Below are 13,689 nucleotides of genomic sequence, written 5' to 3'. Positions count from 1 at the left end.
GCGGGCTCGCACCTCAGGATGAGGGCGGTCGTGCCAGGCCTCCTCAATTCTCCAAGGTGTCAGAATGAAGGGACCTTACGCAACAGTCCTCATCCTGAGGTGCGAGCCCGCAAGACATTGGAATTATAGCGAATATTATGCGGGCGAGCCTCGAAGGACGCACCGCACAAATAGCGCCGGGACCATGCTCCAAGAAAAAGGCGCCCAGCGGGCGCCTGAAAAGAATTTGTCACAACGGGCTTGAGCGATACTGTTCCCGCCGGGCGGGAATGGGATTTCTCCCTCAAGTTGCCCATGACTATCAGGGTCGGGTCGTAAACAAATCCTTACCTGCTCCCGTAAAAATTTACGAAAGTGTACCACTCCTGAAAACGCGGTAAATTTGCGCGCAACGCTTTGTTTACCTTGTTTTTCCCTAGCTGGGGATCGTTCAGCTCTGGAGTTCCGGCCGATCTCTGAACAGGTCGAGCGCTTCTGGATTTGCGAGTGCTTCCTTGTTCTTGACCGAGCGGCCATGGACGACATCGCGCACGGCAAGCTCGGTGATCTTGCCCGACTTGGTGCGTGGGATGTCGGTGACAGCCACGATCCTGGCCGGCACATGCCGTGGACTGGCGCCGGTGCGGATCTTGGCCTTGATCTTCTTTTCGAGTTCCTCATCGAGGACGACACCCGGTGCCAGCCGCACGAACAGAACCACACGGACGTCATTATCGAAATCCTGGCCAATGCAGATCGCTTCCAGGATTTCCGGCATCTGCTCGACCTGGTTGTAGATCTCGGCCGTGCCGATGCGCACGCCGCCGGGATTCAGCGTCGCATCCGATCGGCCATGGATGATCATGCCGCCATGTTCGGTCCATTCGGCGAAATCGCCATGGCACCAGACGTTGTCGAAACGTTCGAAATAGGCGCCATGATATTTCTTGCCGTCCGGGTCATTCCAGAAGCCGATCGGCATGGCCGGAAAGGCTTTGGTACAGACCAATTCGCCCTTCTCCTGCCTCACCGGCTGGCCATCGTCGTTCCAGACGTCAACGGCAAGGCCAAGTCCCGGCCCTTGAATCTCGCCCACCCAAACCGGTTCCGTCGGCACACCAAGGACAAAGCAGGAGACGATGTCGGTCCCGCCGGAGATCGAAGCGAGATGGATGTCGTGCTTGATGCCCTCGTAGACGAAGCGGAAGCCCTCCGGCGACAGCGGCGAGCCGGTGGAGGAGATGGTGCGCACCGTGGAAAGATCGTGCGTTGTGATCGGCTTCAGCTCCGCCTTGCGTACGGAATCGATGAACTTGGCCGAGGTGCCGAAATAGGTCATCTTTTCCGCATCGGCGAAGTCGAACAGCACATTGCCTGAAGGATGGAAGGGCGAACCGTCATAAAGCAGAAGCGTGGCGCCACAAGACAGGCCGGAAACCAGCCAGTTCCACATCATCCAGCCGCAGGTGGTGAAGTAGAAGAAGCGATCGCCTTCGACAATCCCTGCATGCAGGCGCAGTTCCTTGACATGCTGGATCAGCGTGCCGCCGGCCGAATGCACGATGCATTTCGGGATGCCGGTCGTGCCGGAGGAGAACAGGATATAGAGTGGATGCGCGAAAGGCAGCCGCTCGAAGGTGACGGCCTTGGCTGCGAAGGGCTGCAGCGCCGTTTCGAGTGCCTCGGCACCCTCGATAGTCGCGGCAACGTCCTCGGCGGTGCCGAGATAATCGACGACCAGCACCTTGCGCAGCGTTCTGAGTTTCACAGCCACCGCGGCGACCTTGTCCGCGACTTCGATTGCCTTGCCCGCATACCAGTAGCCGTCCGGCACGATGAACACGACCGGCTCGATCTGGCCGAAGCGGTCGAGAACGCCCTGTTCGCCGAAATCGGGCGAACAGGACGACCACACGGCGCCGATGGAGGCAGCAGCCAGCATGGCGGCAACCGTTTCGGGCATATTCGGCATCATCGCGGCGATACGATCACCTTGCTTCACGCCGAGTTTCACGAACAGTTGCTGGAGCTGTGAGACCTTGGCGCGCAGCTCATCCCATGACAGGCGCCGCTCGACCTGGTCCTCGCCACGGAAGACGATCGCGTTGGAAGAACCGGTTTTCTTCAGAAGATTCTCGGCGAAGTTCAACCTGGCGTCGGGGAAGAAGCGCGCGCCCGGCATCTGGTCGCCATCGGCCAGCACCGTTTCGCCCTTTTCGCCGATAATGCCGCAGAAATCCCACACCAGATCCCAGAACGCTTCGCGTTCAGCCACGGACCATGTATGCAGGTCATGGTAGTCGGCGAAAGTCCGTCCGCTCGCCCGCTCGGCCGCGCGCATGAATTCCGTTAGCGGCGCCGAGGCGATCTGCGCCTCCGATGGCGTCCAAAGAGGGGTGTTTGCGGCCATGAATGATCCTCCCGTAGAGCCATCCGTTAAGCATACTGCGTTGCAACAACGCAAGGCTGACGCGATTGCGACAGCATGTGTGCTCTCGCCATCGCATGGTCACAAAGACTTGAAATGCAGCCGCCAGGGTTTACACCCTCTCTGCGGTGAAATTGAACCATTAAGGACCAGATGCCATCACCCCTGATCTGGCGGGCCATTTGGGCTGTATCGATCGCGGTCATTGTCGCCGTCCTGGCGTTCGTGGCCGTGCCCTATTTTGCGTCCAACCGCATCGTACGTGACCGCATCGCCTGGGAGATGAGCGCCTGGAGCGGATTTCGCGTCACCATTGAAGGCACGCCGGAGATCGCGATCTGGCCGCAGTTCCGCGCCACCCTGTCAGGTGTCACGCTCTCGAACTGGAGCGACAACAAGGCGCCGCCGGTCATGCAAGCCGAACGCGTCGATATCGATCTTTCCGCCATGGCGGCGTTGCGCGGCGATGTCGTCTTTTCGGGCGTGCAACTGATCAAACCGATCTTCCGCATCCAACCGGCCGAGCATGGGCTGCTGCTGCCTCCCGCCCCTTCGGGTGGACGTGTCGCCCGCGCTATCAACGCCGCCAGGGAAACCGTGAAGGCCAATCCCGACAAGCCCAATGCCGTCAAATTGCCGACGGAAGGCTTCGGCAGCATCGAATTCCGAGATGGCCGTGTCATCGCCAGCATCGACGGTGCAGAGGAGGACGTCGTGACCGGCCTGTCGGGCATGGTCGACTGGGAGGCGCTCAATACATCCGGCTCACTGACCGCCAGCGGCACCTGGCGGGGCGAGAACGTCTCCGTCGAGGCCAATTCGCCACAGCCGATGCTGTTGCTCGCCGGCGGCGCGGCACCCTTCACGGTGTCGCTGAAGGCACCGCCGGCCAATCTCTCATTCGAAGGCAACGGCAATTTCTCCGGAAAATCGTTCTTCGACGGCCAGGCAAAATTCTCGGCTCCGTCGCTGCGCCGCGCGCTGTGGTGGCTGCGAGCCGGCATCGCACCCGGCGCCACCACCGGTGCCATTTCCGTCAGCAGCAAGGTCAGCGGCAACACCGACCGGGTAAAGTTCGACAACGCCGAGATCAATGTAGACAAGAGCCCGGGAACCGGCGCGCTCGACCTTTCCTTCTCGGAAGGATTGCCGGTGATATCCGGCACACTCGCCTTCGATACGGTGAATCTTGCCGCCTTCCTGGCCGCCTTCACCACCAATGCGGCGACGCCCGGAGATCTCGACGCGATCGACACCTCCTTCGCGGACCGCTTCAATCTCGACCTCAGGCTTTCGGCGGCGCATGCGACGGCAGGGCCGATCCAGCTTGCCGATGTCGCTGCCACGGCGCAGGTGAAAACCGGCCTTGCCGTCTTCGACATATCCGACGCTGCGGCCTTCGGCGGCAACATCCAGGCGGGCGTGCGCTTCGACCTGCGCCCGGAAGGAACGCAGGTCGAGATGAAGCTGCTGGCTTCCGATATCAATGGCGCCGAATTCGCCTCCGCAGCCGGCATGACCCGGCTGATGCCGACAGGAACCGGGAACCTGTCCCTGATCCTCAAAGGCCCGGGTAAATCCTGGAACTCGATCCTCCAGAATGCCGATGGCTCCGCTTCCGCCACCTTCGGCCCGGGCAATCTGACGGCGCTCAACCTGCCGGCCTTCCTGAAGCGTACGGAAGAAGGCGGGTTCTTCGCGCTTGATGAGGTGGCCGACGGCACCTTGCCGATCGATGGCGCCGAACTCAAAGCCAGCATTGCCAGGGGTGTCGCGCGCGTCGACCGCGCGGAGGCGAAGTCGGGCCAGACCAAGATCTGGCTCTCGGGCATCGTGCCCTATGCAGGGCGCGGGCTGGCGCTTTCTGGCGGCATCGTCCAGCCGACGCAGCCGGCCCAACCCGCACCGGGCGCCCAGCCTGCCCCGGCCGAGCCAGGCACCGCCCCCGATGGTCAAGCCACGAGTAGCCAGACGACAGCAGCGACGCCGCCTCCTCCCACGCCAGCTCCGCCAAGCAATGCCGGCAACGAAGCGACCTTCTTCGTCGGGGGAACCTGGACCACGCCTTTCGTGTCGCCGATCGCGCGAAGCAAGACAGCCCAATAAAAAAGGCAGCCCAGGCTGCCTTTTCACTTTCAAACCGGCAGAGCTATCCCCGCTGCGCTGCCTGCTCGTCTCGCTGGCGTTGCACTTCGCGCCGCTTGTTGACGATCGAAGCGATGATGACGCCGGTAGCAACGATGGCGATCAGGATCGTACAGGCGGCGTTGATCTCCGGCGTGACGCCGAGGCGGACCTGACTATAGATCTTCATCGGCAGCGTCGTTGCACCGGGGCCCGAGGTGAAGGACGACGTCACCAGATCGTCCAGAGACAAAGTGAAGGCAAGCATCCAGCCCGACACGATGGCCGGCAGGATGACCGGCAGCGTCACCTGGAAGAAGGTCGCCACCGGTGTTGCGCCGAGATCCATTGCGGCTTCTTCCAGCGACCGGTCGAACGTGACGAGGCGCGACTGCACCACCACCGCGACGAAGCACATGGTGAAGGAGATATGCGCCAGCGTCAGGGTCAGGAACCCGCGATCGAGGCCGATCGCCACGAACAGCAAGAGCAGCGACAGGCCGGTGATGACTTCCGGCATGACCAGTGGCGCAAACACCATGCCGGAAAACAGCACACGGCCGCGAAAGCGCGTGTAGCGGGTCAGTGCAAGCGCTGCCATCGTGCCCAGTACCGTCGCCACCGTGGCCGAGATCAGGCCGACGCGAATGGTCACCCAGGCGGCGTCGATCAGTGCCTTGTTCTGGAACAGCGACACGTACCATTTGGTCGAGAAGCCACCCCAGACGGTGACCAGCTTGGATTCGTTGAAGGAAAAGATCACCAGAAGCACGATGGGCAGGTAGAGGAACGCAAAGCCCAGGGTGACGGAAGTGATGTTGAAACGGCTCCAGGTCGTGTTCATGTCAGCGCCCCTGTTCCTGAGCACGTGCCTGGGCGTGCTGGAAGATGACGATCGGAATGATCAACACCAGCAGCAGCAATACCGCCACCGCGGACGACACCGGCCAATCCCGGTTGGCGTTGAACTCGTTCCAGAGCGTTCGGCCGATCATCAGCGTCTGCGAACCGCCGAGCAGGTCGGGAATGACGAACTCGCCGACGGCGGGAATGAAGACCAGCAGGCAGCCAGCCAGAACGCCCGGCAGCGAAAGCGGGAAGGTGATTTTCCAGAAGGCGGTGATGGGCGGGCAGCCGAGGTCCTGCGCCGCCTCGATCAGCGAATAGTCCATTTTCTCCAATGCCGAATAGAGCGGCAGCACCATGAACGGCAGGTAGGAGTAGACGATGCCGATGAAGATCGCCGTATAGGTGTTGAGGATGATCAGCGGCTCGCTGATGATACCGGTGCTCAGCAGCAACTGATTGAGCAACCCTTCCGGCTTCAGGATGCCGATCCAGGCATAGACGCGGATCAGAAACGACGTCCAGAACGGCAGGATGACCAGCATCAGCAGCGTCGGCCTCAGCGTCGCCGGTGCCCGCGACATGCCATAGGCGATCGGATAGCCGACGAGCAGCGTCAGCAAGGTCGATATGCCCGCAACGATGACGCTGGTGACGTAGGCATTGAAGTAAAGCGGATCTTCCGTGAGGAAGACGTAGTTGTCGAAGCTCAGCTCCTTCAGCTGGCTGAAAACACCGGAGATGCCGCCGCTGAAATCCAGCGCAGGCGTATAGGGCGGCATCGCGATCGCCACCTGCGACAGCGATATCTTGAAGACGATGAAGAAAGGAACGAGGAAGAAGACCAGCAGGAAGGTATAAGGAATGATGATGACCAGCTTGCCCGTGAAGCTGGTGGGCTGCTGGGTCGCCTGCGCCGCGGCGGCGCCGTTCGCGGTTGTGGGAGCCGAAAGGGTAGCACCTGCCATGATCGCCCCCTTATTGCATCAACACGACGCCGGCATCAGGCCGGAACGAGACCCAGGCGCGATCGTTCCAGGTCAACGGGTCATCGGAGACGCGGGCGGCGTTCATGCTCTGGGCGCGCACGATCTGGCCGTCTGTCAGGCGCACATGGTAGACCGTCATGTCGCCGAGATAGGCGATGTCGTAGACCTCGCCTTCCAGTGCATTGACCGAGCCTTCGGGCTTGGCTGACGACACCTTGATCTTCTCGGGTCGGATGGCAAAGGCGACGTCGGCACCGGCCTTGGCTTCGCCGGCGTTTTCGACCACGATCTGCGCGCCGGTGGAACCGGTTATCGTCGCGGTCTTGTCGGTGCGCTCGGCGACCTTGCCCTCGAACATGTTCACATTGCCGACGAAATTGGCGACGAAGCGCGAGCTTGGCGCTTCGTAAACCTCAGCCGGCGTCGCCACCTGCATGACCTCGCCCTTGTCCATGATGGCAATGCGATCTGCCATGGTCATGGCCTCCTCCTGGTCGTGGGTGACGACGACGAAGGTGAGGCCGAGTTCCTGCTGCAGGTCCATCAGTTCGAACTGGGTCTCTTCGCGCAGCTTCTTGTCGAGCGCACCGAGCGGCTCATCGAGCAGCAGCACCTTCGGGCGCTTGGCGACGGAGCGCGCAAGCGCGACGCGCTGGCGCTGGCCACCCGAGAGCTGATGCGGCTTGCGCTTGGCGAATGGCTCGAGCTTTACCAGCTTCAGCATCTCGGTAACGCGTTTTTCGATATCGGCCTTGGGCATGCCTTCCTGCTTCAGGCCGAAGGCGATGTTCTTTTCGACAGTCATGTGCGGGAACAACGCATAGGACTGGAACATCATGTTTACCGGGCGCCGGTAGGGCGGAATGCCGGCGAGGTTCTCGCCGTCGAGCAGGATGCGGCCGGAAGTCGGCTGCTCGAAACCGGCCAGCATGCGCAGCAACGTGGACTTGCCGCAGCCCGACGCGCCAAGCAGTGCGAAGAATTCGCGTTCATAGATGGTCAGAGACAGATTGTTGACGGCGGTGAAGTCACCGAAACGCTTGGTGACGTCCTCGAACCGGATATAGGGCTTGGCGTTCGGATCGTTCCATGGCGCAAAGTCCCTGCGAATGCTGCCAAGCGATTTCATTGTCCCACTCCGTTCTCATGTCCCCTGGCGCATGCTCCCGAAATCGGCATCGATTTCAGAAACGAGGCGGCAGCGCCGCCCGTCATGCGTCAAATCAAAATATCGGCGTCCTTGCGCATCCGGGTGGACGCGCGGCGCTCTGAAAAGAACCCCGGCAGCCTGGCTGCCGGGGTCTCGCATGCTTATTGTCCCGTGACGACCTTGGTCCAGATGCGCGTAATGGTGCGCTGGGTCTTGGGGTCATATGGCTTGACGGTGAAGAGCTTCTTCATCGTCTCTTCATCGGGGTAGATCGTGGGATCGCCGGTGATCTCCTTGTTGATCAGCGGCTGCGATGCCTTGTTGCCATTGGCGTAGTAGACATAGTCCGTCGACTTGGCGATCACTTCGGGCTTCATCATGTAGTTGATGAATTCGAGCGCTTCCGGCACGTGCTTGGCATCCGCCGGGATTGCCATCTGGTCGAACCACATTTCCGCGCCTTCCTTCGGGATCGTATAGGCGATTTCTACGCCCGCCTTGGCCTCCTCGGCGCGGTTGCGTGCCTGGAACAGGTCCCCCGAGAAGCCGACGGCCAGGCAGATGTCGCCATTGGCCAGCGCATTGATATACTCGGACGAGTGGAATTTGCGGACCGACGGGCGGATGCTCAGCATCAGCTCTTCCGCCTTGGCAAGATCTTCCGCCGAGTTCGAGTTCGGGTCGATCTTCAGATAGTTGAGCGCGGTCGGCAGAATGTCGGTGGGCGAATCCAGCATCATCACGCCGCAATCCTTGAGCTTGGCGAGATTCTCCGGCTTGAACACCGTATCCCAGCTATCGATCGCGTCGACGCCGAGCGCCTCCTTGATCTTCTTGGTGTTGTAGCCGATGCCGGTGGTGCCCCACATGTAGTTGACCGAATATTCGTTGCCCGGATCGAAGGCCGCGACACGCTCCTGGACGACGTCCCACATGTTCTTCAGGTTCGGCAGCTTCGACTTGTCGAGCTTCTGGTAGACGCCGGCTGCAATCTGCCGCACCAGGAATGGCGTGGCGGTCGGGACGACCACGTCATAACCCGAGCCGCCAGCCAGCAGCTTGGTCTCCAGGATCTCATTCGAGTCGTAGACGTCATAGACGACCTTGATGCCGGTTTCCTTGGTGAAGTCGGCGATGATCGACTGATCGATGTAGTCGGACCAGTTGTAGACGTTGACGACGCGCTCCTGGGCCTGGGCCCCTGCCGTGGGCAACGTCAACAGCACGGCCGTAGCCGCCAGCCAAATCGCTTTGCGGATCATTTCTTCATACTCCCTTTGTCAGTGTTCCCTCGCCGACGGATGGCATCGAGGCCATCCGACGGCATAGATCGGTGAACGGCGTTGCCGCAACGCACGACGCTAACGACCCGCGCAAGCCGGGACGTCGGAGATCTGTGCGATAGAAAGAGGCGCTGCTAGGCGCGGTACTGCCTGGATGGATTACCGCCCGTTGCAGCCTGAGTGGCGGCCTATGGCGGCGGGGCTCGGTCCTGGTTTGGCCGGCTGTGTCACGTGGCAAGATGCGCCTGTCTTGTTGTTGCCGTATTCCCAGCCTGCCCGTCGCGCAGCAGGCTTGTCAATGGGCAAAGATGTTCCAATCGCTCCTGACAATCAAATCTCGCCATGCCGCGATCCTCGGCACGAAAAGTCGAACCGACGTCGATCGCGGAGACAGGCGAATCCATAAGTTTGCAACGTGTCAGGTGGGTGACGGGATTCCCGTTGTGCCGGGCCGCCCGGGACGCGACTGCCGCCTGAGCTCCAGTCCGATATGGACAAACAGCGCAACGACGACGACGATGCCGCCGACCAAAGTGCGGGTGGATGGCACCTCGCCATGCACGAGCCAGACCCAGATCGGCCCGAGTATCGGCTCGAAAGTGCCGAGCAAAGCCGCGATCGCCGCCGGAATCAGCCGGGCGCCGGTGGCGAAAAAGGCAAGGCCCACACCCAGATTGATGACGCCGAACGCAAAGAGGAAACCCATGTCGCGCGGCGAAACCGCAAATTGCGTGGCTTGCGAGGCCGCAAAAATAGCCGCGAAGATCGTGCCGAGGCATGTGGCCGGAGTCATGCGCACCTGGGCGAAGCGGCGGGTGATCACGGTGGCGACCGAGAACATGAAGGCAATGAGCAGCGCCAACCCATCGCCGATGGGTGATACCGTACCGCCGAGCGATTCCGACACCATGATGGCGACGCCCACAATCACCCCCGCAATCGCCGCCCAGGTCGCGACCGAGACTTTCTCGCGAAACAGCAGCCAGCTCAGCAGGGCCGCCAACAGCGGCACACCGGCCTGCATGAGCAGGATGTTGGCGACCTTGGTGTAGGCGAGTGCGACGACGAAACAGGTCGAAGCGGTGGCAAAACAAACAGCCACCGCAAAACCCGGCAATCCCATGTCGCGGAACAGTTTCAGAGTTCCACGTGGTCCGTCGCGCCATGCCATGAAGGCAATGAGGAAAGCAGCCGCCCAGATCGAGCGCCAGAACACCACGGCCCAGCTGTCTTCGACCGCGATGAAGCGCGCAATGGTGCCGCCGAGGCTCCACATCAGCGCTGACAGGAACACCAGCAGATAGCCGATGCGTTCCTCGCGCGTTGCCGATGGTTGAGCGGACACTGTGGCGTTCATGAATCACTATTGCTTTTCGGATGCTGTCGCATTGTGTAGGAGGCGACAGAATTTGCCGATTTTCGGTATTGTCCGAAAGCGTGGAGAAGATCGTCGTTTGCCGCAAGAACCGGGGCGGGCAGATTGCTTAAGCCAGCCTGAAGCAACACTTGCCAGCTACACGGTGGCGCTTGCGATAAAAGAACTTCCGTACGCCTTTCGACCTGCTCGCCGACTGGTTGGAACGGCTGCCGACCTATAATCTGCCCAGAATGCATGCGGCACTGATGCGCGACGAGACTTATCGGTCACAGGCGCATCTCACGCGCGGCTACTCATGAGGCTGCTGCATGAATGCCTGACCGCGACGGCCTAGCCGGGAGAGATCACTCCGGCAGGGGCGCCGTTTGTCCCGGGGATTTTGCATAGCCGAGCGCTTCCACGATCAGGCCATCCCTCACGCGCATCAGGTTGACGCCGCGTACCGAGCCGCCGTCACCGAAATTGAAGCGCCAACGGATCACTGCGCTGTCACCCATCGCCGTAATATCTTCGAGATCGAAATGGGAAACGCGCTCGGCGGCTAGGGCTTGCCAGAAGGCAAGACAGGCTTCGCGACCTTCGTAACGAGTACCGTTCGGCGCCGGCTGGATCGATTCCATCACGCAGTCCTCGGCGATCAGCTCGTCCAGCAGCGTTGGATCATGGTCTTGGAACGCCCGGTTGAACCGCTGCATGATTTCAAGTGTGTTGTTCGACTGCATGTCTTCCTCCTAAGCACCTCATGAACAGACAGGTCTGTCTGCCAATTGAAATATACAGACCTGTCTGTTAGCGTCAATCCCATGAAAAAGACTGCTGACATCAACGACATCCCACCAGCCCGCCGCCTGCTGAATACGGCAAGCCGGCTCTTCTACGCCGAGGGCATCCATGCCGTGGGTATAGATCGCATCATCGCCGAGGCTGGCGTGGCCAAGGCGACGTTCTACAAGCACTTCCCGTCGAAGGATGATCTCGTTGTCGCCCATATCGAAGAACAGGATCGTGCAGGACGTGCGTATGTCGCTGCGCTACCGGCACAGCCACCGCGCGAGATGATCGCTGCGATCCTGGGACGCATCGGCAACGCCGCGAGCGATGCCGACTACCGGGGCTGCGTCTTTCTCAACGCGGCAGCAGAATATCCCGAGCGCGCCAGTCCGGTACGGCAAGCCATCGATGCACGCCGCGCGTGGTATCGCGACACCCTGCAGAAACTCTGTGCAGCCAGCGGCGACCCGTCTCCCGAGATGACGGCCGGATTGCTCGTCGCGCTGTCGGACGGTTTGCTGGAGGGTGGCTATCTGGATGACCCGGCCAAGATCCCTTCACTCATCGAGGCAGCCCTCGCCAAACTCCTGCCTAACACCTGACCGGGTGAGGCCAGTCTTGCGGTTACCGAGCCAGACGGAACGGCTCTACTGCGCGAGTTTCAGCGCCTGTGCCAACACCGCATCCTCGCCGGCGGCGGGTGCTCAAGCCGTACCGCGGATCTTGCCCCACACCCAGGCAAGCGGCAGCAGTAAAACAATGCCGAACTTCTTCAGGAACGCCAGCGCGACTAAGAACAGGCCTGTCTTTGCCGCGACCTTGCCGGCGATCAGTCCGCCGATGCCGACCGCCGCCACCTTGTCGGCACCAGGAACAAAATCCGAATACCGTTTGCCTGGTTCGAAGCTCACGCTGCTCAACACGTCCGGCAGGCTGCTGTTGACCGCCGGCAGTTGATCCATCGAGGCGATATAGCTCATCACCAGCACACCGTCGCGATTCAGGAAGCGGACATCATAATTCAATGTGTTCTTTGCATCGCTGCCGAATTTCAGCTCCTTGGCCCAGTAAAGCCGCTTGTTTTCAGCATCATATTTCGGCGGCTGGGCCCAGCCGATGAGGGTGACAGGCTGGTAACCAGCTTTTTTATGCGGCACAACCGGGACCAGCATCTGCAATCTATGGATGAAGATCCGCAACGCTAGCTACTGAAAATCGAAAGCGCTTAGGCCAGTGACCATCTCGTCAAGCCCCAGCGGGCGTGTCACCGGCGGCTCGGCGCGCGACAGGCAGCCGGAGCGTTCGCAAAGCCGGCAGGCAGGACCGACCGGCGTTGCTTTCACCGCGCCGCTCTTGCCGCCCAGCGCCAGCGCAGGAAGTGCAGCGCCGTAGACGATCTCGTCGCGGAAGGCGATATCACAGCCGAGCAGGATGGCGGTGCGGCGCGGCCGCTCCGAAAAGGCGCCTTGCGGCCCCTCCAGCGTGCGCGCGACGGTGAGGAACTCGGCGCCATCCGGCATTTCGACCGCCTCGACGAAGATCTGGCCAGGCTGGGTAAAAGCGGCATGCACCGGCAGTTTGGGGCAGCCGCCGCCGAAACGGCTGTGCGGAAAGCCCTGCGCGCCGGCGCGGCGGAAGCGGTTGCCGGCATTGTCCACCTCCAGCATGAAGAACGGCACGCCGGACGCACCCTGACGCTGCAGCATCGTCAGCCGATTGGCGGCTTGCTCGAAAGAGACGCTGAAGCGCGAACGCAGGACGTCGACATCGTAGCGAGCGCGCTGGGCGGCGGAGAGAAAGGCCTGGTATGGCATCATCAGCGCGTGCGCGGCATAGCGGCCTAGCTCGAAGCGGGCGAGCCGCCTCGCCTCGTCGGACGACAGTCTGAGCGCCCCGATCTCGGCCGCCACCGCCACCTGCATGCGGATGAGGCTCGCCTCCATCGCCACCTCGCGCAGTTGGTCGAAAGGCGACAGGCGCTCGGAGAGGAACAGGCGTTGCGAATGGCGATCATAACGACGACGCCAGTTGGGCATGGTGGCGACCGGAAGCACCTTGACGACGATGCCATGCTCGCGCCGCAGCCATTCCTTCAGTGCACCGAACAGATCATCGCCCGGACCGAGCAATGTGGTGAAGGCTTCCGCCTCCTCCTCGAGCGACGGGAAATGGTTTTGCCGACGCTCGAAGATCTCGTGCACCTCGTCTATGGGCAGGCGCGCACCGGAGAGTGCTGTGGTATGGCCCTCGCGGGCAAGCAATTCGGTCAAGTCCGACAGCCGTTCTGCCTGCTCCCGATAGGCGCGGAACAGCTTTATGACGGCCGCTGCCGCATTGGGAGCGGCCTCGGCGATCTCGACCAGTTCCTGGTCGCCCGGCAATTCGCCGGCCAGGAGCGGATCGGTGAAGACCTCGCGCAGTGCCGAGATCGAACCCCGCGCTTCGCCCTGCAATTCGTCCGGCTCGACCTTGTAGACGGAAGCCAGCTTGAGGATGAGTTGGACCGTCAGCGGGCGCTGGTTGCGTTCGATCAGGTTGAGATAGGACGGCGAGATGCCCAGTCCTTCGGCCATCGCCGTCTGGGTCAGCCCCTTCTGGTTGCGGATGCGGCGGATGCGCGGCCCGGCGAAGATCTTCTGCTCAGCCATGTAGGAGCAACCGTTTTACAAAAATTGACACAAAAGACACGCGATGTAAGCCTCCCCGCCTTTTACACACTTTACAAATTTACATCGCGCTAT

The 13,689-nt window shown here is 61.4% G+C and carries 11 protein-coding genes; 2 read left to right on the top strand and 9 right to left on the bottom strand.

Translation table 11 applies throughout. The features are described from left to right. Nucleotides 1-430: 430 nt before the first annotated feature. Nucleotides 431-2,389 (bottom strand): acetoacetate--CoA ligase, encoded by a 1,959-nt coding sequence (locus L4923_RS17200; RefSeq protein ID WP_239367243.1) that lies wholly within the window; start codon nucleotides 2,387-2,389, stop codon nucleotides 431-433. Between the two features lie 171 nt (nucleotides 2,390-2,560). Here L4923_RS17200 and L4923_RS17195 point away from each other — a divergent pair, with 171 nt between their 5' ends. Continuing rightward, nucleotides 2,561-4,513, top strand: a complete 1,953-nt coding sequence (locus L4923_RS17195; RefSeq protein WP_239367241.1) for an AsmA family protein — start codon at nucleotides 2,561-2,563, stop codon at nucleotides 4,511-4,513. A gap of 43 nt (nucleotides 4,514-4,556) precedes the next feature. Here L4923_RS17195 and L4923_RS17190 read toward each other — a convergent pair whose 3' ends face one another. The 6 genes from L4923_RS17190 to L4923_RS17165 form a co-directional block, all read right to left on the bottom strand. After that, a complete protein-coding gene (locus L4923_RS17190) occupies nucleotides 4,557-5,375 on the bottom strand; it encodes an ABC transporter permease (RefSeq protein WP_239367239.1) in 819 nt (272 codons plus the stop codon). A gap of 1 nt (nucleotide 5,376) precedes the next feature. Beyond that, a complete protein-coding gene (locus L4923_RS17185) occupies nucleotides 5,377-6,345 on the bottom strand; it encodes an ABC transporter permease subunit (RefSeq protein WP_239367237.1) in 969 nt (322 codons plus the stop codon). A gap of 10 nt (nucleotides 6,346-6,355) precedes the next feature. After that, on the bottom strand, nucleotides 6,356-7,495 hold the full coding sequence (locus tag L4923_RS17180) for an ABC transporter ATP-binding protein (RefSeq protein ID WP_239367235.1): 1,140 nt from the start codon (nucleotides 7,493-7,495) through the stop codon (nucleotides 6,356-6,358). 182 nt (nucleotides 7,496-7,677) lie between these two features. Then, nucleotides 7,678-8,778 (bottom strand): polyamine ABC transporter substrate-binding protein, encoded by a 1,101-nt coding sequence (locus L4923_RS17175; protein ID WP_239367233.1) that lies wholly within the window; start codon nucleotides 8,776-8,778, stop codon nucleotides 7,678-7,680. A 439-nt stretch (nucleotides 8,779-9,217) separates the two neighbouring features. Continuing rightward, nucleotides 9,218-10,156 carry a DMT family transporter gene (locus tag L4923_RS17170; RefSeq protein WP_239367231.1) on the bottom strand — a complete coding sequence of 313 codons (939 nt, stop codon included), beginning with the start codon at nucleotides 10,154-10,156 and terminating at the stop codon, nucleotides 9,218-9,220. A 365-nt stretch (nucleotides 10,157-10,521) separates the two neighbouring features. Further along, nucleotides 10,522-10,899: a nuclear transport factor 2 family protein gene (locus tag L4923_RS17165; RefSeq protein WP_239367229.1), complete on the bottom strand. Its 378-nt coding sequence runs from the start codon at nucleotides 10,897-10,899 to the stop codon at nucleotides 10,522-10,524. Between the two features lie 81 nt (nucleotides 10,900-10,980). Here L4923_RS17165 and L4923_RS17160 point away from each other — a divergent pair, with 81 nt between their 5' ends. Beyond that, on the top strand, nucleotides 10,981-11,550 hold the full coding sequence (locus L4923_RS17160; protein WP_239367227.1) for a TetR/AcrR family transcriptional regulator: 570 nt from the start codon (nucleotides 10,981-10,983) through the stop codon (nucleotides 11,548-11,550). Nucleotides 11,551-11,652: 102 nt separating this feature from the next. Here L4923_RS17160 and L4923_RS17155 read toward each other — a convergent pair whose 3' ends face one another. Both L4923_RS17155 and L4923_RS17150 read right to left on the bottom strand, forming a co-directional pair. Beyond that, nucleotides 11,653-12,120, bottom strand: a complete 468-nt coding sequence (locus L4923_RS17155; RefSeq protein ID WP_239367326.1) for a DUF2167 domain-containing protein — start codon at nucleotides 12,118-12,120, stop codon at nucleotides 11,653-11,655. A gap of 33 nt (nucleotides 12,121-12,153) precedes the next feature. Next, complete coding sequence (locus L4923_RS17150) at nucleotides 12,154-13,596, bottom strand: helix-turn-helix domain-containing protein (protein ID WP_239367225.1); 1,443 nt, start codon at nucleotides 13,594-13,596, stop codon at nucleotides 12,154-12,156. Between the last annotated feature and the right edge of the window lie 93 nt (nucleotides 13,597-13,689).

Origin of the sequence: Terribium retamae, assembly GCF_022347545.1 — a bacterium.
In the GTDB taxonomy this organism is placed as follows: Bacteria; Pseudomonadota; Alphaproteobacteria; order Rhizobiales; family Rhizobiaceae; genus Mesorhizobium; species Mesorhizobium retamae.
Note: the sequence above shows the minus strand (reverse complement) of the source record. Positions and strands in the feature narration are given on the sequence as shown.